The sequence below is a fragment of the Nostoc sp. KVJ3 genome (assembly GCF_026127265.1).
Lineage (GTDB): Bacteria > Cyanobacteriota > Cyanobacteriia > Cyanobacteriales > Nostocaceae > Nostoc.
The window spans coordinates 2,667,782-2,682,684 of the sequence record NZ_WWFG01000001.1 but is presented as its reverse complement, the minus strand read 5'-3'; the positions used below and the strand labels follow the sequence as shown (position 1 = coordinate 2,682,684).

Annotated in this window: 15 protein-coding genes; 6 read left to right on the top strand and 9 right to left on the bottom strand. The window is 40.6% G+C overall.

All coding sequences use genetic code 11. From position 1 onward, the window contains the following. Positions 1-61: 61 nt before the first annotated feature. A complete protein-coding gene (locus GTQ43_RS10445; protein ID WP_265272545.1) occupies positions 62-520 on the bottom strand; it encodes a hypothetical protein in 459 nt (152 codons plus the stop codon). Between the two features lie 237 nt (positions 521-757). Between GTQ43_RS10445 and GTQ43_RS10440 the strand changes: the two genes are divergently transcribed. The 3 genes from GTQ43_RS10440 to GTQ43_RS10430 all read left to right on the top strand — a co-directional run bounded on the left by GTQ43_RS10440 (position 758) and on the right by GTQ43_RS10430 (position 2,290). Then, positions 758-1,018, top strand: coding sequence for a DUF2281 domain-containing protein (locus GTQ43_RS10440; RefSeq protein WP_265272544.1), 261 nt, complete (start codon positions 758-760; stop codon positions 1,016-1,018). Continuing rightward, complete coding sequence (locus GTQ43_RS10435) at positions 1,005-1,418, top strand: type II toxin-antitoxin system VapC family toxin (RefSeq protein WP_265272543.1); 414 nt, start codon at positions 1,005-1,007, stop codon at positions 1,416-1,418. Before GTQ43_RS10440 ends, GTQ43_RS10435 begins: the two co-directional genes overlap by 14 nt. 320 nt (positions 1,419-1,738) lie before the next feature. Then, positions 1,739-2,290, top strand: a complete 552-nt coding sequence (locus GTQ43_RS10430; RefSeq protein WP_265272542.1) for a hypothetical protein — start codon at positions 1,739-1,741, stop codon at positions 2,288-2,290. A 26-nt stretch (positions 2,291-2,316) separates the two neighbouring features. On the opposite strand, the gene GTQ43_RS10425 is transcribed toward GTQ43_RS10430, so the two are convergent. Both GTQ43_RS10425 and GTQ43_RS10420 read right to left on the bottom strand, forming a co-directional pair. Continuing rightward, the gene (locus GTQ43_RS10425; protein ID WP_265272541.1) at positions 2,317-2,541 is read right to left on the bottom strand and encodes a DUF4926 domain-containing protein; all 225 of its coding nucleotides are present in this window, start codon (positions 2,539-2,541) and stop codon (positions 2,317-2,319) included. Continuing rightward, positions 2,538-2,738 (bottom strand): DUF6883 domain-containing protein, encoded by a 201-nt coding sequence (locus tag GTQ43_RS10420; RefSeq protein WP_265272540.1) that lies wholly within the window; start codon positions 2,736-2,738, stop codon positions 2,538-2,540. Before GTQ43_RS10420 ends, GTQ43_RS10425 begins: the two co-directional genes overlap by 4 nt. 571 nt (positions 2,739-3,309) lie before the next feature. Here GTQ43_RS10420 and GTQ43_RS10415 point away from each other — a divergent pair. Further along, positions 3,310-4,818: a UbiD family decarboxylase gene (locus tag GTQ43_RS10415; protein ID WP_265272539.1), complete on the top strand. Its 1,509-nt coding sequence runs from the start codon at positions 3,310-3,312 to the stop codon at positions 4,816-4,818. Between the two features lie 225 nt (positions 4,819-5,043). On the opposite strand, the gene GTQ43_RS10410 is transcribed toward GTQ43_RS10415, so the two are convergent. The 3 genes from GTQ43_RS10410 to GTQ43_RS10400 all read right to left on the bottom strand — a co-directional run bounded on the left by GTQ43_RS10410 (position 5,044) and on the right by GTQ43_RS10400 (position 9,328). After that, positions 5,044-5,310: a hypothetical protein gene (locus GTQ43_RS10410; RefSeq protein WP_265272538.1), complete on the bottom strand. Its 267-nt coding sequence runs from the start codon at positions 5,308-5,310 to the stop codon at positions 5,044-5,046. Positions 5,311-6,052: 742 nt separating this feature from the next. Continuing rightward, complete coding sequence (locus tag GTQ43_RS10405; RefSeq protein WP_265272537.1) at positions 6,053-7,999, bottom strand: amino acid transporter; 1,947 nt, start codon at positions 7,997-7,999, stop codon at positions 6,053-6,055. 759 nt (positions 8,000-8,758) lie between these two features. Continuing rightward, positions 8,759-9,328: a hypothetical protein gene (locus GTQ43_RS10400; protein WP_265272536.1), complete on the bottom strand. Its 570-nt coding sequence runs from the start codon at positions 9,326-9,328 to the stop codon at positions 8,759-8,761. Positions 9,329-9,563: 235 nt separating this feature from the next. Between GTQ43_RS10400 and GTQ43_RS10395 the strand changes: the two genes are divergently transcribed. Beyond that, positions 9,564-9,914, top strand: coding sequence for a histidine triad nucleotide-binding protein (locus GTQ43_RS10395; protein ID WP_265272535.1), 351 nt, complete (start codon positions 9,564-9,566; stop codon positions 9,912-9,914). A 160-nt stretch (positions 9,915-10,074) separates the two neighbouring features. Here GTQ43_RS10395 and GTQ43_RS10390 read toward each other — a convergent pair whose 3' ends face one another. Further along, complete coding sequence (locus GTQ43_RS10390) at positions 10,075-10,755, bottom strand: RibD family protein (RefSeq protein WP_265272534.1); 681 nt, start codon at positions 10,753-10,755, stop codon at positions 10,075-10,077. Between the two features lie 183 nt (positions 10,756-10,938). Here GTQ43_RS10390 and GTQ43_RS10385 point away from each other — a divergent pair, with 183 nt between their 5' ends. Further along, entirely contained in the window at positions 10,939-12,312 is a 1,374-nt protein-coding gene (locus tag GTQ43_RS10385; protein WP_265272533.1) for a DUF2252 domain-containing protein, read from the top strand. A 317-nt stretch (positions 12,313-12,629) separates the two neighbouring features. On the opposite strand, the gene GTQ43_RS10380 is transcribed toward GTQ43_RS10385, so the two are convergent. Next, positions 12,630-13,511, bottom strand: coding sequence for a succinate--CoA ligase subunit alpha (locus tag GTQ43_RS10380; RefSeq protein WP_265272532.1), 882 nt, complete (start codon positions 13,509-13,511; stop codon positions 12,630-12,632). Between the two features lie 91 nt (positions 13,512-13,602). Beyond that, positions 13,603-14,829: a succinate--CoA ligase subunit beta gene (locus tag GTQ43_RS10375; protein ID WP_265272531.1), complete on the bottom strand. Its 1,227-nt coding sequence runs from the start codon at positions 14,827-14,829 to the stop codon at positions 13,603-13,605. Positions 14,830-14,903 lie beyond the last annotated feature (74 nt).

The following is a 14,903-nucleotide window of genomic DNA, read 5'->3' as shown; positions in this document are numbered from 1 at the left end:
CCAGTTTTTGCGGCTAATTTAGCAGTTAGTTTTGTCGCTGCTTTGGATGCAGCTTTTGCGGCTAATTTCGCCCCGCCCCAATCTTACTGCTTCCTTTAAGGATTACTTTTTCTACTACCTTGCCAGCTACTTTAGGAAGTATCTTATTTGAAACCTTAATCCCTACTTTTCCAACTGGTACTGAAACTGTTGCTTCTGCTAAGTCTGACCAAACAGCTAGGATCATGTTCATGTCATTTTCATAGTCTATAACGTAACCTTTGATGTGACCAATGCCAAGACATCCGTGAGTGGCTACTTGCTGGCACCAAAGAAGATCAGGTAGTATTGCTGCTAACCCTACTGGGCCTCCAATTGCGCCAGTTAATGCACCAGATCCAACTACGTATGCTATATGTTGTGCTTTCCAATCATCAACTGTATACTTACCAGCCTTTTCTCTTAATGCTTTCCGTTCAGCTTCCAACATACCACTGCCCCAATTCCTAAAAATCTGAGCAATTTCTTCTTGTAAACTCACAACAAACTACTCCTAGATTTACGTCTAAATTTCCGGCAAACAAAGAATACCTAGAACTATTTACAGTTAAGATAAGTGGCATTTTAGTATCTTTTTAGCCTATAAATATAGAGTAATCTAGCAGTAATAATACTTAACCTGTGATAAACTAGCTCACCGTATCAAAGGTCTTACCCTACCATCACCGCGTAGTTTATAATAGGATAATCCTGAAAATACTCAATTTAGAAGTTAATTATGGTAATCAAATTTGAAGAAATATCTAGAGATATTGATACTTTACCAGAAGAAGCTCAAATCTTACTACTTGATTTTATTCAGTTACTCAAAAAGCGTTATCCACAACCAGAGTCAGAAAATAATAGTCAGGAAAAAAGCCTCTATGAAAAGTTTGATGAAATTGGATTAATTGGTTGTTGTTCTGCTGACGAAAATCTATCAACCACATACAAAGAAGTTTTATCTAATACATTAGATCATAAATATGATCATCGTTGATACAGGATTTTGGTTAGCTCTTATTGATAAAAAAGACACTCACCACGAAAGAGCAAAACAAGCTTTAAAACAATATAATGAACCTTTAATTACAACATGGTGTGTTGTCACAGAAACTTGTTATCTTTTGCTAACTCGCAAGGGAGTTGACGCTGAAATTATTTTTCTAAATAGTCTGCAACAAGAATTATTTACGATTTTTAATTTAGAACTTCACCATACTGCTCGAATTATTGAATTAATAAAAAAATATTCTGATCTTCCAATGGATTTGGCTGATGCTTCCCTAGTAATTTTAGCAGAGCATTTAGGGTGTGGACGCATTTTTTCAGTAGATCAGCGTGATTTTAATACCTATCGTTGGAAGCAAAGTTATCCTTTTGAAAATCTCCTATTTTGAAGTAATTATAAAATGTATTCCTGAAAAAGAATCAAAGATACAACTGAAGAAGTTAATATTGAATCCATAGCAAAGCTACGAAATCAACTACTACGAAGACCAGCAACGGCAATTGGTAGCGTGTTTAGTCGCACTGGATTTACAGAAGCCGCCGTAATTTTAACTGGGTTTGTTGCTCCTCAAACTATTCTCTTGTGGGGAGGAGAAGAAATTGAGTATTCACTAGCAAATAAATGTATATGTAAATTCCTAGTTAAAAAATATCGTGTTTGTGTTCATAAAGGTATCCCTAATCACGACATTACAACGGAGATTTTTTCATGACATTAGCATACATGATTACAGAAAGTAATAAAGATGTAGAAATTTTACAGAAATTACTGCCAAAACATCTGAGTGAAGATATCAAATTTATCGCAGGTGAAAGTTCTTACAGAGCGCGTTCTTTAGGTACTTCACTTCTTGCTAGTCGTAAAACACCTGTTGCTCTTGTCTTAGATGCAGACACAGATAACGAATCTCAAATATTTGAAAAACGTGATTTAATTAATTATGTCTTAAGGCAAGTATCATCTGGAATTCCCTTTCAAGTATTTCTTGGAGTTCCCCAATTAGAAATTGTATTTCTCCAAAATAAATCATTAATTGAGAAAATAGCACAACGCCAATTTAATGATTTAGAATGGCAGTTATCTCAAAGTAAACCTAAAGAGTTTTTAGAGACAGTATTTGGTAATAATCAACATATAAACGCTAGAATATTTAGCAATATCAATGATGAAGAAATTAGAATACTACAACAACATCCATTAATCCAAGAAATAATTACTTTCTTATCATCGTTGATTACGTCTTCTGTTGCAATTAATTAGCCATCAATATACTATTAATCATAGTATTAATTCATCAGCCGCGATCGCGCAATTTCTCTTCTACCAATGGGAAGTACTTGTATGCTGTAGAGTGAAACAATTGCGACAGTTTCCCCATCCAATGTGACAAATTCAACCTCATATCCTTTGCCACCCTGATGTACTAAAACAACTGTGCCTATATCACCCTGTTCTAAACTATATTCTGGGAGATCATTAGTCAGAATAACCCTATCAAGTTCTTGAATCATTGTTCTCTCCGTTTTAGTGGGTATGAAGTAACAAACTTAGGAATAGTTTCCCCTGTTTCAATAAACCAAGCCGAACAAATCACAGGGTTTCTACCATCTGGTGAAAGCAGTGTACCTTCTACAGCATATCGAGTTCCGAATGGTGAATCTTCAATCTTTTTAACATTGACAAAATACACTTTATCTTGAACTCTCACGGATGGCACTCCAGCAACAACGCTCCCCAAAAAGCTGTTGTGAGGAAAAATGGTATTTTGCTATTGGTTTAGTATTTAGCAACTAACACTAGAGATGTGATTTGGCTGGTTGCTAGTCTGATACCTGCGCTAAGAATGAAGTTCTCTAAGTTGCGATCGCTTTTTGCTTGGTATATGTCAATAATACCTTGCGTGGAGGCTTGTAATAAATAAACCCAGCAGGGGCTATATAACAAAGCCTCCTGCCAGGAAGGTATAGTATATTCTGGCCATGTTTGATTAGGTCAGCGCTTATTTATAAAAAATAATTGCGTATCCCTAGATACAATAACTAAATACTTGGAAAAACACAGTTAAGAAAAGTTACTAAATAGGTTAATTTCCAATTAAAACTAACAATTTCCCAAATTAGGGAGCAGGGAAGAAGCAAGGGAGCAGGGAGCGGGGAGCAAGGGAGAAGAGTTTTCCCCTCCGCCCCCGCACCCTGCCCCTCTGCTTCTTTTCAATACCCAATGCCCCATAATATAAGAAAGCGCTTCACATTTCTTAAATAATCAACTTTATTAGAACAATGGCGAGAGACTTGCGAGGATTCATTAAAATTCTAGAAGAACGAGGACAATTACGGCGAATTTCAGCTTTAGTTGACCCAGATTTAGAAATTGCTGAGATTTCCAACCGGATGCTGCAAAAAGGTGGCCCAGGGTTGTTGTTTGAAAATGTCAAAGGCGCTTCCTTCCCGGTAGCGGTGAATTTGATGGGAACTGTGGAAAGGATTTGCTGGGCGATGAATATGCAGCATCCAGAGGAGTTGGAAACTCTGGGGAAAAAATTGAGTATGTTGCAACAGCCAAAACCACCGAAGAAAATTTCTCAGGCGATAGATTTTGGGAAAGTGCTGTTTGATGTGGTGAAGGCGAAACCAGGACGAGATTTTTTCCCTGCTTGTCAGCAAGTTGTGCTGCAAGGTGATGATTTAGATTTAAACAAGTTGCCTTTAATACGTCCTTATATTGGTGATGCTGGCAAGATTATCACCCTTGGACTGGTAATTACTAAAGATTGTGAGACGGGGACACCAAATGTAGGTGTGTATCGTTTACAACTACAATCTAAAAATACGATGACGGTTCACTGGTTATCAGTGCGGGGTGGGGCGAGGCATTTGCGAAAAGCAGCGGAACGTGGGAAGAAATTAGAAGTTGCGATCGCACTTGGTGTAGATCCTCTAATTATTATGGCAGCAGCTACGCCCATCCCTGTAGATTTATCAGAATGGCTATTTGCAGGACTATACGGCGGTTCTGGTGTGCAGTTGGCGAAGTGTAAAACTGTAGATTTGGAAGTTCCCGCAGATTCCGAATTTGTCTTGGAAGGGACGATTACACCAGGAGAAGTGTTACCAGATGGGCCATTTGGCGACCACATGGGTTATTACGGTGGCGTTGAGGATTCGCCATTGATTCGCTTTGAGTGTATGACGCACCGGAAAAATCCGATTTACTTAACAACATTTAGCGGTCGTCCACCGAAAGAAGAAGCGATGATGGCGATCGCACTAAATCGCATTTATACGCCCATACTGCGACAACAAGTCTCAGAAATTGTCGATTTCTTCCTCCCAATGGAAGCTTTGAGTTACAAAGCCGCAATCATTTCCATAGATAAAGCATATCCAGGACAAGCGCGACGGGCAGCTTTAGCGTTTTGGAGTGCCTTACCACAATTTACATACACAAAATTTGTAATTGTTGTGGATAAAGATATAAATATTCGCGATCCGCGGCAAGTTGTGTGGGCAATTAGTTCCAAAGTTGACCCAGTGCGGGATGTGTTTATCTTGCCAAATACACCTTTTGATACATTGGATTTTGCCAGTGAAAAGATTGGCTTAGGTGGACGGATGGGAATTGATGCGACTACAAAGATTCCACCGGAAACAAACCATGAATGGGGTTCGCCTTTGGAGTCTGACCCAGATGTGGCGGCGATGGTAGAGAGACGATGGACGGAATATGGTTTAGCAGAGTTGGAGTTAGGAGAAGTAGACCCAAATTTGTTTGGTTATGATATGAAGTAACGTGTTAGATAAAATAACTGGTAAAAATTTATGCTGGTTATCAGCTTAACTAATTTTTATCAGTTCAATTTATCCGTAATTCAATACGGTTCTTTCTTTCCCATTGGCAATGGTAAAGCATATTTTGTGGGAAAAGGGAAGAAGAATCTCTTCCCTTTTCCCTTAACCGAACCTTATTAGCTAAACTCCTATTTCGTCGTTAATGATTGCTATCTACGCACTCGTCTAAGTATTTTTATTCAAAGCTTCTACCTTCATCTTTGCATCCACTTTGGAATATTTGCTGAGGGCAGGAGTACCTATATCTATGTTTTCCGAAGAAGATACAGAAATGGAAGAATTAGAGCTAATCTCTTCTGGTTGTGAATCAAAAGGTATTTTACCTTCCCACGAGTAATTGCATATTTTAGTATGAAGTAGTGTACCAAATGTAGCATTAATTACAAAGGCAAAGGAATCTATGAAGATGATGTCTATAACCCGATTAATCATGAGTCCCTCTTGAGCTAATAAAAGCATCAAGTGATTGATGTTTGAATCTGAATTTGACTACACAAGGCATAATGCTTATTCCAGAAATTTCCCAAAATCCTCGCAATTTAGCTTTGGTAGCCTAATTAGATGATTGTGATAATTAGGAATTAGCTTCTGCTAATGTCTAGGGAAGTATCTCACTTTTGTAAAAACAACTGCCCAGGCAAATATAATCAGACTGTTGGTTAATTCATGATGGGTTAGACCCCTCACCCCTAAACCAAGATTTTAGAGTTGCAATAAATCACAAGCCAATAGCTAAAGTGCATTTCAATGCACTGAAATTAAAGAAATTAAGATGGTTGAGACTGGGGGGTTAGACCCCCTATCAATTGCCAACAGTATTTTTCTAATCGCTAATTAGGGCTTATAAAGGTAAGATGCTCCTATGTCTAGCACTTTGAGTTTCAAATCTCAATATCACTCTGATTTGATACAACTATTGTATAAATCTCTTACACAATAACTGATGAAAAAAGTCATGAATATGACTATGACTTTAGGCATAAATTATCAGGTCAGCTATCTAATATTTTCAATTAAGCTGTTCCATATTAGGACTTATATCATGTCCGATTAAACTAGCGGTAAGTCATAAATTACCGCTACTTCAGAACTTTTTTGCGTAAGTCCTGCATATAAAAAAATGGGTTAGAGTCACCGACCCCAACCATAACGTAATTACGAATTGTTAATGTCCTTAACCGCCGACATGAACGCCAGGACGCTTGTGAGGATTTTTTTCAGCCCGACGGAGTACTTCACGGGTAACTACAGCAATATCACCCTCTCCAAACAAGATAAAACGCAGTAAATATTGGATGGGATTGCCCTCAACCCAGCCGAAGTAAGCATGGGGAATCTTACCTGTATGGTCACGAATATATAGTAATAAAGCTGCGATCGCATTAGGTACTGCTGCGCTCTCAGCCCGTAAAATGCGATAATCGCCAACTTGCACCCCTTTGACTTTGATGATATCCGCAAACTCCGAAGCATCTGATACTTGAATCTCTAGAAAAAGAATCGGATCGTTAGGTGGAATATGGTTGTCTTCGCGTACCTCTTTCTCTTTTAAAAAATACTCTAGGACATCGCCTGTATTCAACCGATTTGCAATTAGTCGTATTGCTCCCTGGCTCTCTTCGGTAAGGAATTGGCCAGCAAGTTCGTCAAGTTCTATCCGCTCTGCTCGCAGTTCTGTTGAACGCCAAACACGAGAAACTAGCGAGGTAAATATGATCGCACCGATGAAAAACCCAGCGATTCTAATCCCCTCTGGTCTTTCGATGATATTAACAACAGTGGTATATAAAAATAACAGTGTAATAATGCCGAAAACGAGTTTTGCTCGCTTCTCTCTATGACGGTGGGCTGATAAGGTTACGGCAAAGGCGGCTGAGGTGATTAGTACCAGTACACCTGTTGCGTAAGCTCCACCTTGGGCTTCCACGTTTGCCCGAAAGATAATTGTGACAACAAAGGCGATCGCTGTATAGACTAAGACTAAAGGTCGCGTTACTCGCGCCCAATTGGGTGCCATACCATAGCGTGGTAGGTAGCGAGGCACAATATTTAGTAGTCCTGCCATTGCAGATGCACCTGCAAACCACAAAATAGAAATAGTGCTTAAATCGTAAATTGTGCCAAAGCCATTCCCTAGATAGAGATGTGCTAAATAAGCAAGGGCCCGTCCGTTAGCTTTGCCCCCAGAGGCAAATTCTGCGACTGGAATCAGTAGAGTGGTTATAAGGCTGGTAGTGAGCAAAAAGAAGCTCATAATCAGAGCAGCACTGGTAAGCAACTTCCGTGTATTCCGAATCCGTCCTTTGGGCTGCTGTATAGTGTTGTCGTTGCTGCCTTTGACGAGGGGCATAACGGTAACGCCAGTCTCAAAGCCTGATAATCCTAACGCTAGTTTGGGGAATATGAGCAGAGATATACCGATTAGCATCAAAGGGTTGGAATTGCGGGTAAAAAGTGCAGTCTGCCAGTTAGCGATCGCTCCTGGGTGAGTTAAAATCTGATACAGACCAACACTAACAACAATAAAGTTTAACAGCAGATAAACTCCTACCAAAACGACTGCAATCCCAATCGCTTCTCGGAAACCCCTCAAGAAAACTGCGCCTAGTAATGCAACTAATAGTAAGGTGATTGCGATCGTCTGACTGTGAAACCAATTTGGGGTAAGGGGATTTTCAATGATATGAGCTGTAGCATCAGCAGCCGACAGGGTAATGGTAATAATAAAGTCGGTTGCCACAAAGCCGAGTAAGCACAGCACAAGTAATTTGCCTTGCCACCAAGGTAGTAAACGTTCTAACATTGCGATCGACCCTTCACCATGAGGGCTTTCAGCAGCAATGCGCCGATAGATTGGCAATGCTCCAAAAAGTGTCAGCAAAACTAGAATCAGGGTAGCTATAGGAGAAAGAGCGCCGGCTGCCAATGCTGCAATTCCAGGTTGATAGCCAAGGGTTGAGAAATAATCTACACCAGTCAAGCACATTACCTGCCACCAAGGATGCTGGCGATGTGCTTCTTCCTTGCGGTAAGGCCCTTCCTTCTCGCGTCGGTCTTCTTCAAGCAACCAGAGCATTAGCTGATTGCCGAGCCGTTTTGTTGAAACAATTGATTTAGTCATCAAATACAGTTGTATTGCAAAAATCCGGCTTTGTGATTTTTTAAGCCTTCGTGGTTTATTAAAATTTTTAACTACAAATATATAGCACTATTATTGTAGGTTAAGCATCCTGTCCGATTTACAAAATATATATTAGCTGCTTGTAGTTATCTGGCGCTTTCAGACCAAGTGCAGCTTCTGGTATTGGAAAAAATTAATCCTGCATACGTATATTTTGATATAAAAGCTTTCGCACCCTTAGTATTTTTGAGCAATGCCGAAGATGGAAAGTGGCGTGCTATATTTATAACTCTTATGGCAGCGATGTTTACGCCCAAGCTTCTCAATTTTCTTCTGTACTTAAAACGAGGTAAAATCTCATCTAAGCAAATTTGGATAATAGTACGTCATGGCGGAGATAAGCCACCCATTTAAAATTGCTAGACATCCTACAAAATCAGCGTTCTTTCTTTTTACTTTTGCCTTTTTACTTTCGCCTTGTTGTACTAATAGTCTGTCAAGCTAGTAATGAAAAGTTTGTAGTAAGCACTTTAGTGCTTAGAGTGCTTAGAAAATAAGGACTTCAGTCCTTACTACGAACCTTCTTACCCATCAATTTAAACTTGACAGACTACTAGTACCGCAGGGCGGAATTAAAAATTAAAAATTAAAAACGAATACAGCATGAGGGTTTCATTGATTTGGAATGGGTGGTTTATTTCCGCCGCACTGTACTAGGCTATCATCGGCAGTTAATTGCTGACTTTAGGGTATTTGACATCAGGGCAGAAAATTTATCTCGTTGTTTGGGGGACAGTAAATACTTCTACCAAAAGTATCGCCAGTTTCGGCATCGATTAATTCCACAAGTTTGGCGTTATTAGTGCAGATACTCCTACCTCTAGACATTCTCAATTCACCTACCACAAAACCAGTCACGATCCACACCATTCTATTGCTAGAAATTGATGATGTATACGCTCCTGTTTTAGCTGTGAACTCATGATAGGTTGTGAGTTTGGCTTCGGTTATTCGCATATTACTAGACTTTTTGATCGCACCTTCAATCGTAATCAAGCGGCTTGGTAGTAGGTTATTATTAGCAGGGTATATTTTTACTGCTGAGTTTATTGGTTTTACTTGATTTACTTGCTTTACTGGTTGAGCCGTGACTATCTGCACTAGTAATAAATTAGTAGTGACAGCAAATACAAAAGCAGACAATGAAGCTATTTTGAAAATATTAACCATAGTGCAGATACGCTCCATCATCCTAAAAATCGCCAATTGGTGCGATCCACTTTGTACCACCAGTTTAAGCGATCGCCCCAGCGCTGGGGTTATCTCCATCTTTAATTGTTTTATAGCAGTTCCCATTCAAATGTGGTACAACATCATCTCGTAAGGTGTGGGGGCAATTCATGAATTGCCCCTACGGGTGTACCTCACATAAATGAGACGCGCCCTTAATATTTATCCTAATGTTATCTATAGAAGCTTAAAGGAAAGAGTATTTTATTATGTTGACGATCTAGTTACTACAGTAAACCTTTAAAATCTCTAGCAGATGAGTAGGTAGATTAGGATGAGTGAAACTACAGAAACGATTTTCAGCAAAATCATTCGTCGGGAAATTCCCGTTGATATTGTTTATGAGGATAATTTAGCCCTAGCGTTCAAAGATATCCACCCCCAAGCACCCATTCACATCCTCGTCATTCCCAAAAAACCCATTCCCACATTAGCTGATGCTGAATCTCAGGATCATGCTTTGTTAGGGCATCTTTTGTTAACCGCCAAACGTGTTGCTGAAGAGGCTGGGCTGAAAAACGGTTATCGAGTAGTCATCAATACTGGTGATGATGGCGGTCAGACGGTCTACCACTTACATTTGCATATTTTGGGAGGACGGCAGTTAGATTGGCCTCCTGGTTAATAAAAGTAGATGAATTGTGTCTCTAGGTGCGATTTATCACTAAAAAAGCGCCCTCCCAATTTTGGAGGGCGCTTTTTTATGAAAAGTGCTGAGTTCCTCGGCTTATAGTGCTGAGTACTTTTTTACTCACTTAATACTCAGCACTCAGCACTGAGTGTTGTCAATTGAGCGTGCGGTAGTGTAAAAACAACTGACTTGCAACCTGACGAGTTTCAATAAGTTCCAGATGAGGAGCAGCATTAGGAACAAAACCCTCTCCTTCTACAGGGCTAGGTGCATCCTTTCCTCCATAAATGAAAGGCCAAATTGTCAACCACCAGTCATCAATTCGCCCAGCCTTTACTAGAGCGGCTGTTAAAGAGCCACCTCCCAAAGCCACAACCTTGTGAATACCCCGCTCTGCCATCAAGCTGTAAGCCCGATCCCAGTCTAGGTCTGTATCTCCCAAATCAATTAATTCAGCTAGCTTTTGCAAGGTTGTTGCATCAGAATTGCGCTCTAAACCAGTTCGTGTCGTAAATATCCATCGCTCAATGTCCTGACTCAAAAAAGGCAAGTCCAGCGATAGACCAAGGGAAGCTGAGACAACGCAGGTAATGGGCTGGGGAGACTGACCCCGAACCTCACGTGCTGCCAATAGTTCGGGATTGCGAATTGTAAAGCTTACCCCTTCAGTCCGAATTGTCCCTGCTCCTACCAGGATTAAATCAGCAAGTGAGACTTGATACTCCACGTGTGCTTGATCGACTGGATCGAAATCACGGGGTGCTTGAGGATCTACGGCGCTGATCTTTCCATCGACCGTCATTGCAAGAACCACAGTTGTTTGAATAGCTGACATGATTACGTTCTGACGGTTCTTTATAATTTTAGCCTTTTGAATCCTTTGCCATAAATAGTTGTTGCATTGTGCTTTAAATCACTTTTCAAGCGATGCCTCAAGGTGCTAAAAGAATTGTTGTTGGACGATTGCCTCTACCCAAGAGTCTAGCAGGAGTCATTTTTTTACACCTAAGAGAGTGTCATGCCCAAACACATATCTGCAATTGTAGTTGTCTTAATTTTAATTTTGGGGTTTGCATCTCTAGTTAAGGCTGCAAATCCCCGTTCAAGCTGGGTGGTAAATGAAATTTACCAATACAACCATCCCTTTGCTTCTCAATTGCCTCAAGAATTGGCAACGAAGATGCAAAAGATGACAGCTAGCCCTTTCGCATTTTATCGGGGGACAGATCACATTTTTTATCGTGATATGCAGACCTTGCCAAGCTCAGGATTTGTGAATTCTTCAACCTCAGCCATCTGGTTAGAGGGAGATATGCATCTACAAAATCTTGGGGGAGTGAGAGATAGCAATGACAACAACGTTTTTGACACTACTGACTTTGATGAAGGCTATCTTGGCCCATACGTTTGGGATTTACGAAGGATGGCGGTCTCCATTCTCTTGGCTGCTAAAGAAAACGGTCTTAACTCAAGTGATGCTCAGGATATTGTGCGGAATTTCTTGGATGCTTATCTGAACAAGATGAGCGACTTTAAGGGAACCAATGATGAGCTATCATACCGTTTGGAATCCAGCAATACCAACAGTGTGGTCAAAGATTTGATTCAAAGTGCATCAGGTAAGAGCCGTTCTAGTTTGCTAACTAAGTACACTCAGCTAAATAGCAGTAATAATAGAGTCTTTCAGACAACCTCCGAACTCCAGCCTGTATCCAGTAGTATCTATTCAGATATTGCTGGAGCGATGAGCAGCTACATCGCCTCAATTCCTAGTAGTAAGCGCTACAACAATAGTTACTACATCCTCAAAGACATTCGGCTCAAATTAGGTTCAGGTACTGGTAGTCTTGGGAAGTATCGATATTATTTACTAATTGAAGGCCCAAGTTCAGCAACCGACGACGATCGCATTTTGGAGATGAAGCAGGAAGGTAGTAGTGCAGTTGCGATCGCAGTTCCCGGTCTGCTACCAACTTCAGTTTACGGAAACCAAGAAGGGGCACGGGTGACAATCGCTACAAAAGCGATGCTTTCCAATACTGATCCATTTGTTGGCTACACTACGGTCAATGGTATTCCCTTTATGCTGCATGAAAAATCACCCTACCAAGTGGACTTTGACTATACGTTACTAACTACTAAGTCAAAATTCATGGATGCAATGGGATATGCAGGGAAGATAGTTGCCAAAAACCATGCAATCTCTGATAAAGACTACGATCCTGCGATCGTTTCTGTAAGTGCGGACAAAGAAGTGACTGATGTTGTGGGCGGTAACAAGTCTGTATTCAAAGACGAAATTGTTAACTTTGCGGTAGACTATGCAACTCAAGTCGAGTATGACTACACAAGTTTTGTCAATGCTTATAACCAAGGGGTGATACTTTACTGAATCAACGTTTCAGTATTGTGGCTTACGCCAAACTATAGGAATCCGGTTTGATTTTTGAACAAAATTAAGTATTTATAGGGTGCGTTACGCGAAACGCTAACGCACCTTACGTATATTTCAAAAAGTTGCTGAATCGACGTATGAACTTGAGTGTAGAGACGTAAAATTTTACGTCTCTACAAGGATTTTTCACCGCAATGCACAATCGTTTTCATACCGCAATTAGCAACGCCCAAAAATCAAATATTAGTCCTATTTATAAATCTCTCGGTAAGCGTAAAACTCAGTGTCTTTAGACCTGAGAGTGTCAAGATGAGTTAATTAATCTCCTTTCTCAATAATTCAGGAATCTGAGAAGGGCGTTCAGCTACTGGAACTTGCGCTTCTTTTAAAGCAGCTAATTTACTTTGGGCTGTGCCAAAGTTAGGATCGCGCCCGATAACCGTTGCTAAAGTTCCAGTTTGCCGCCAACTCTTTCCCGGTGGCGCTTGTTTCCCTGCGATGTAGGCAATCACTGGTTTATCAATTGCCTCAGCAATGTAGCGGGCTGCGGCTTCTTCACTACCACCACCAGGTTGACCGACTAAAACGATCGCCTGTGTAGTTTCATCTTCATCAAGAATTTGCAACCATTGAAGAAAAGAGGAGCCGACGATCGCATCACTACCAATACTGACACTAATCGACTGACCCAAATCGGCTTTTGTTAATTCGTAAGCCACTTCATAAGTGAGAGTGCTGCTACGACTGACGATCCCCACTGGCCCAGGAGTATAAAATTCGCTAGGTTGAGTACCCAAAAGAATTTTTCCCGGTACAATGATCCCCGGACTGTTGGGCCCGATAACCAAAGTTTCACAGGCTTCGGCTTTGCGGAGTAATTGCACCATATCCAAAGGTGGCACGCCAGCTGTGATAATAATAATCTGACCAATATGAGATGCGATCGCTTCTAATGCCGCATCTAAAACGTCGTAAGGATCTACACAAATAATTGTTGTATCAATTGACCCAAATTTTTCTATTACTTCCTCTACTAAGTCAAATACAGGCAATCCATGCAGTTCCTGTCCGCCACATCCCGGGTTGACACCAGCTACCAAATTCGTGCCATAAGCTTGCATTTGAGCAACATGGGTACTTGATATAAATTCACAAAAGCCTTGAATTAATACTTTACTTTCTGGCGTTAGGTTCATAAAAAATTACCGTAAGTTTGACAACCAGTAGAGACGCGATTAATCACGTCTGTACAAGAGAGATTCTTCCCCCATGCCCAATTAACAATCACTACTTTTTATTCGCAGTTGGTTTAGCAAGACGGACTGCTGCTGCCACTGCCTCATCTAAATTTTCTACCACCAGGAGCGCATCGCGATGAGTTTTGAGTGTTGATAAATATTTTCTAGCAGCATTAAATTCAGAACCAGCAAGCCGCACAACTAAGGGTACAAAATTCCGCTCTCGTGGAATTCTACTACCATTAGAACGTATAACCTGTGATTGAAGTTCGCTGTTATCTGATTGTACAAATCTGGCTATAACTTCAACTACTTCCTCCGTTTGAGGAATGCTACCCAAGAAGTTAATTAGTATTACTTGAATGCTTTTGTCAGCTTCTAGAATTTTCAGTCCTGTTTCTAGGCGATCGCGGAAGGTCGTTGGTGTAGTATCTGTGAGGAAGGCATGACGGAGATTTAAGCAAACACCTGGATTACCACCAGCATTGGCGACTAAATCTAAAGTTGCCATCACCGAACCAGTACCATTACCTAAAATGCCAATTTTTCCATGCATTTTTACACCATCCCAGTCACCCAAAATACCATTGATTTCAGTACTGGTATGACGGCTGATAATTTTTGCCGCTATTTCGGCAAGGTCTGGATGACGCTTAATTGCCCGTTCGTTAATCCTGACCTTACCATTAAGAGCCATAACTTGACCATTAGCACTAACTGCCAAAGGATTTATTTCGACTAAATCGAGGTCTTTTTGTACAAATAAATGGTACATCTTCTCCAAAACGCTGCTTACTGACTGCATCAGCGTTCCCTGTAAACCCATTTTCAAAGCCAGTCGTCGGGCATAAAATGGCGAAAATTCCTGTTCTACGACAACATGATGCATTTTTTCTCCAGCCGATTCCCAGTCAATATCTGCTTCTTTGCAACCTAAAAGTACTGGTCGGCAAACAGCAGTGTCTAAAACCACTGCTAGATAAAATTCCTGGTTTGCGTCGTATTGGGATTCTGCCAGCACAACTTCTGGCAATTCGCCCCATATTGGTAGACTAAAGATATTTTGAGCAGCTGCGATCGCATCAATTGTCGTTTCGGCAAACCTGACTCCACCCGCTTTTGCCCGCTCCGCTCCATGTACTTGAGATTTTAGTACAATTGGAAAGCGAATTTTTAAACGTTTCAAATCTGTAGGATGGTCAATGCGTTGGGAAGGCAATACCGGAATGCCTATCTTTCCAAACCATTCTTTAACTTGATACTCTAATAAATCCATTGATACACCTTGTATTGACACTTTCCAAGCTTTTGGTAAGTGCTGTCTTAATATTTTGCAGCACTTTTATTTCA

Bases quoted from the DNA above. Each gene is read 5' to 3' on its own strand.
- GTQ43_RS10440 (WP_265272544.1), top strand. From the start codon at position 758: ATGGTAATCAAATTTGAAGAAATATCTAGAGATATTGATACTTTACCA.
- GTQ43_RS10435 (WP_265272543.1), top strand. From the start codon at position 1,005: ATGATCATCGTTGATACAGGATTTTGGTTAGCTCTTATTGATAAAAAA.
- GTQ43_RS10430 (WP_265272542.1), top strand. From the start codon at position 1,739: ATGACATTAGCATACATGATTACAGAAAGTAATAAAGATGTAGAAATT.
- GTQ43_RS10425 (WP_265272541.1), bottom strand. From the start codon at position 2,541: ATGATTCAAGAACTTGATAGGGTTATTCTGACTAATGATCTCCCAGAA.
- GTQ43_RS10415 (WP_265272539.1), top strand. From the start codon at position 3,310: ATGGCGAGAGACTTGCGAGGATTCATTAAAATTCTAGAAGAACGAGGA.
- GTQ43_RS10410 (WP_265272538.1), bottom strand. From the start codon at position 5,310: ATGATTAATCGGGTTATAGACATCATCTTCATAGATTCCTTTGCCTTT.
- GTQ43_RS10405 (WP_265272537.1), bottom strand. From the start codon at position 7,999: ATGACTAAATCAATTGTTTCAACAAAACGGCTCGGCAATCAGCTAATG.
- GTQ43_RS10400 (WP_265272536.1), bottom strand. From the start codon at position 9,328: ATGGAGATAACCCCAGCGCTGGGGCGATCGCTTAAACTGGTGGTACAA.
- GTQ43_RS10395 (WP_265272535.1), top strand. From the start codon at position 9,564: ATGAGTGAAACTACAGAAACGATTTTCAGCAAAATCATTCGTCGGGAA.
- GTQ43_RS10390 (WP_265272534.1), bottom strand. From the start codon at position 10,755: ATGTCAGCTATTCAAACAACTGTGGTTCTTGCAATGACGGTCGATGGA.
- GTQ43_RS10385 (WP_265272533.1), top strand. From the start codon at position 10,939: ATGCCCAAACACATATCTGCAATTGTAGTTGTCTTAATTTTAATTTTG.
- GTQ43_RS10380 (WP_265272532.1), bottom strand. From the start codon at position 13,511: ATGAACCTAACGCCAGAAAGTAAAGTATTAATTCAAGGCTTTTGTGAA.
- GTQ43_RS10375 (WP_265272531.1), bottom strand. From the start codon at position 14,829: ATGGATTTATTAGAGTATCAAGTTAAAGAATGGTTTGGAAAGATAGGC.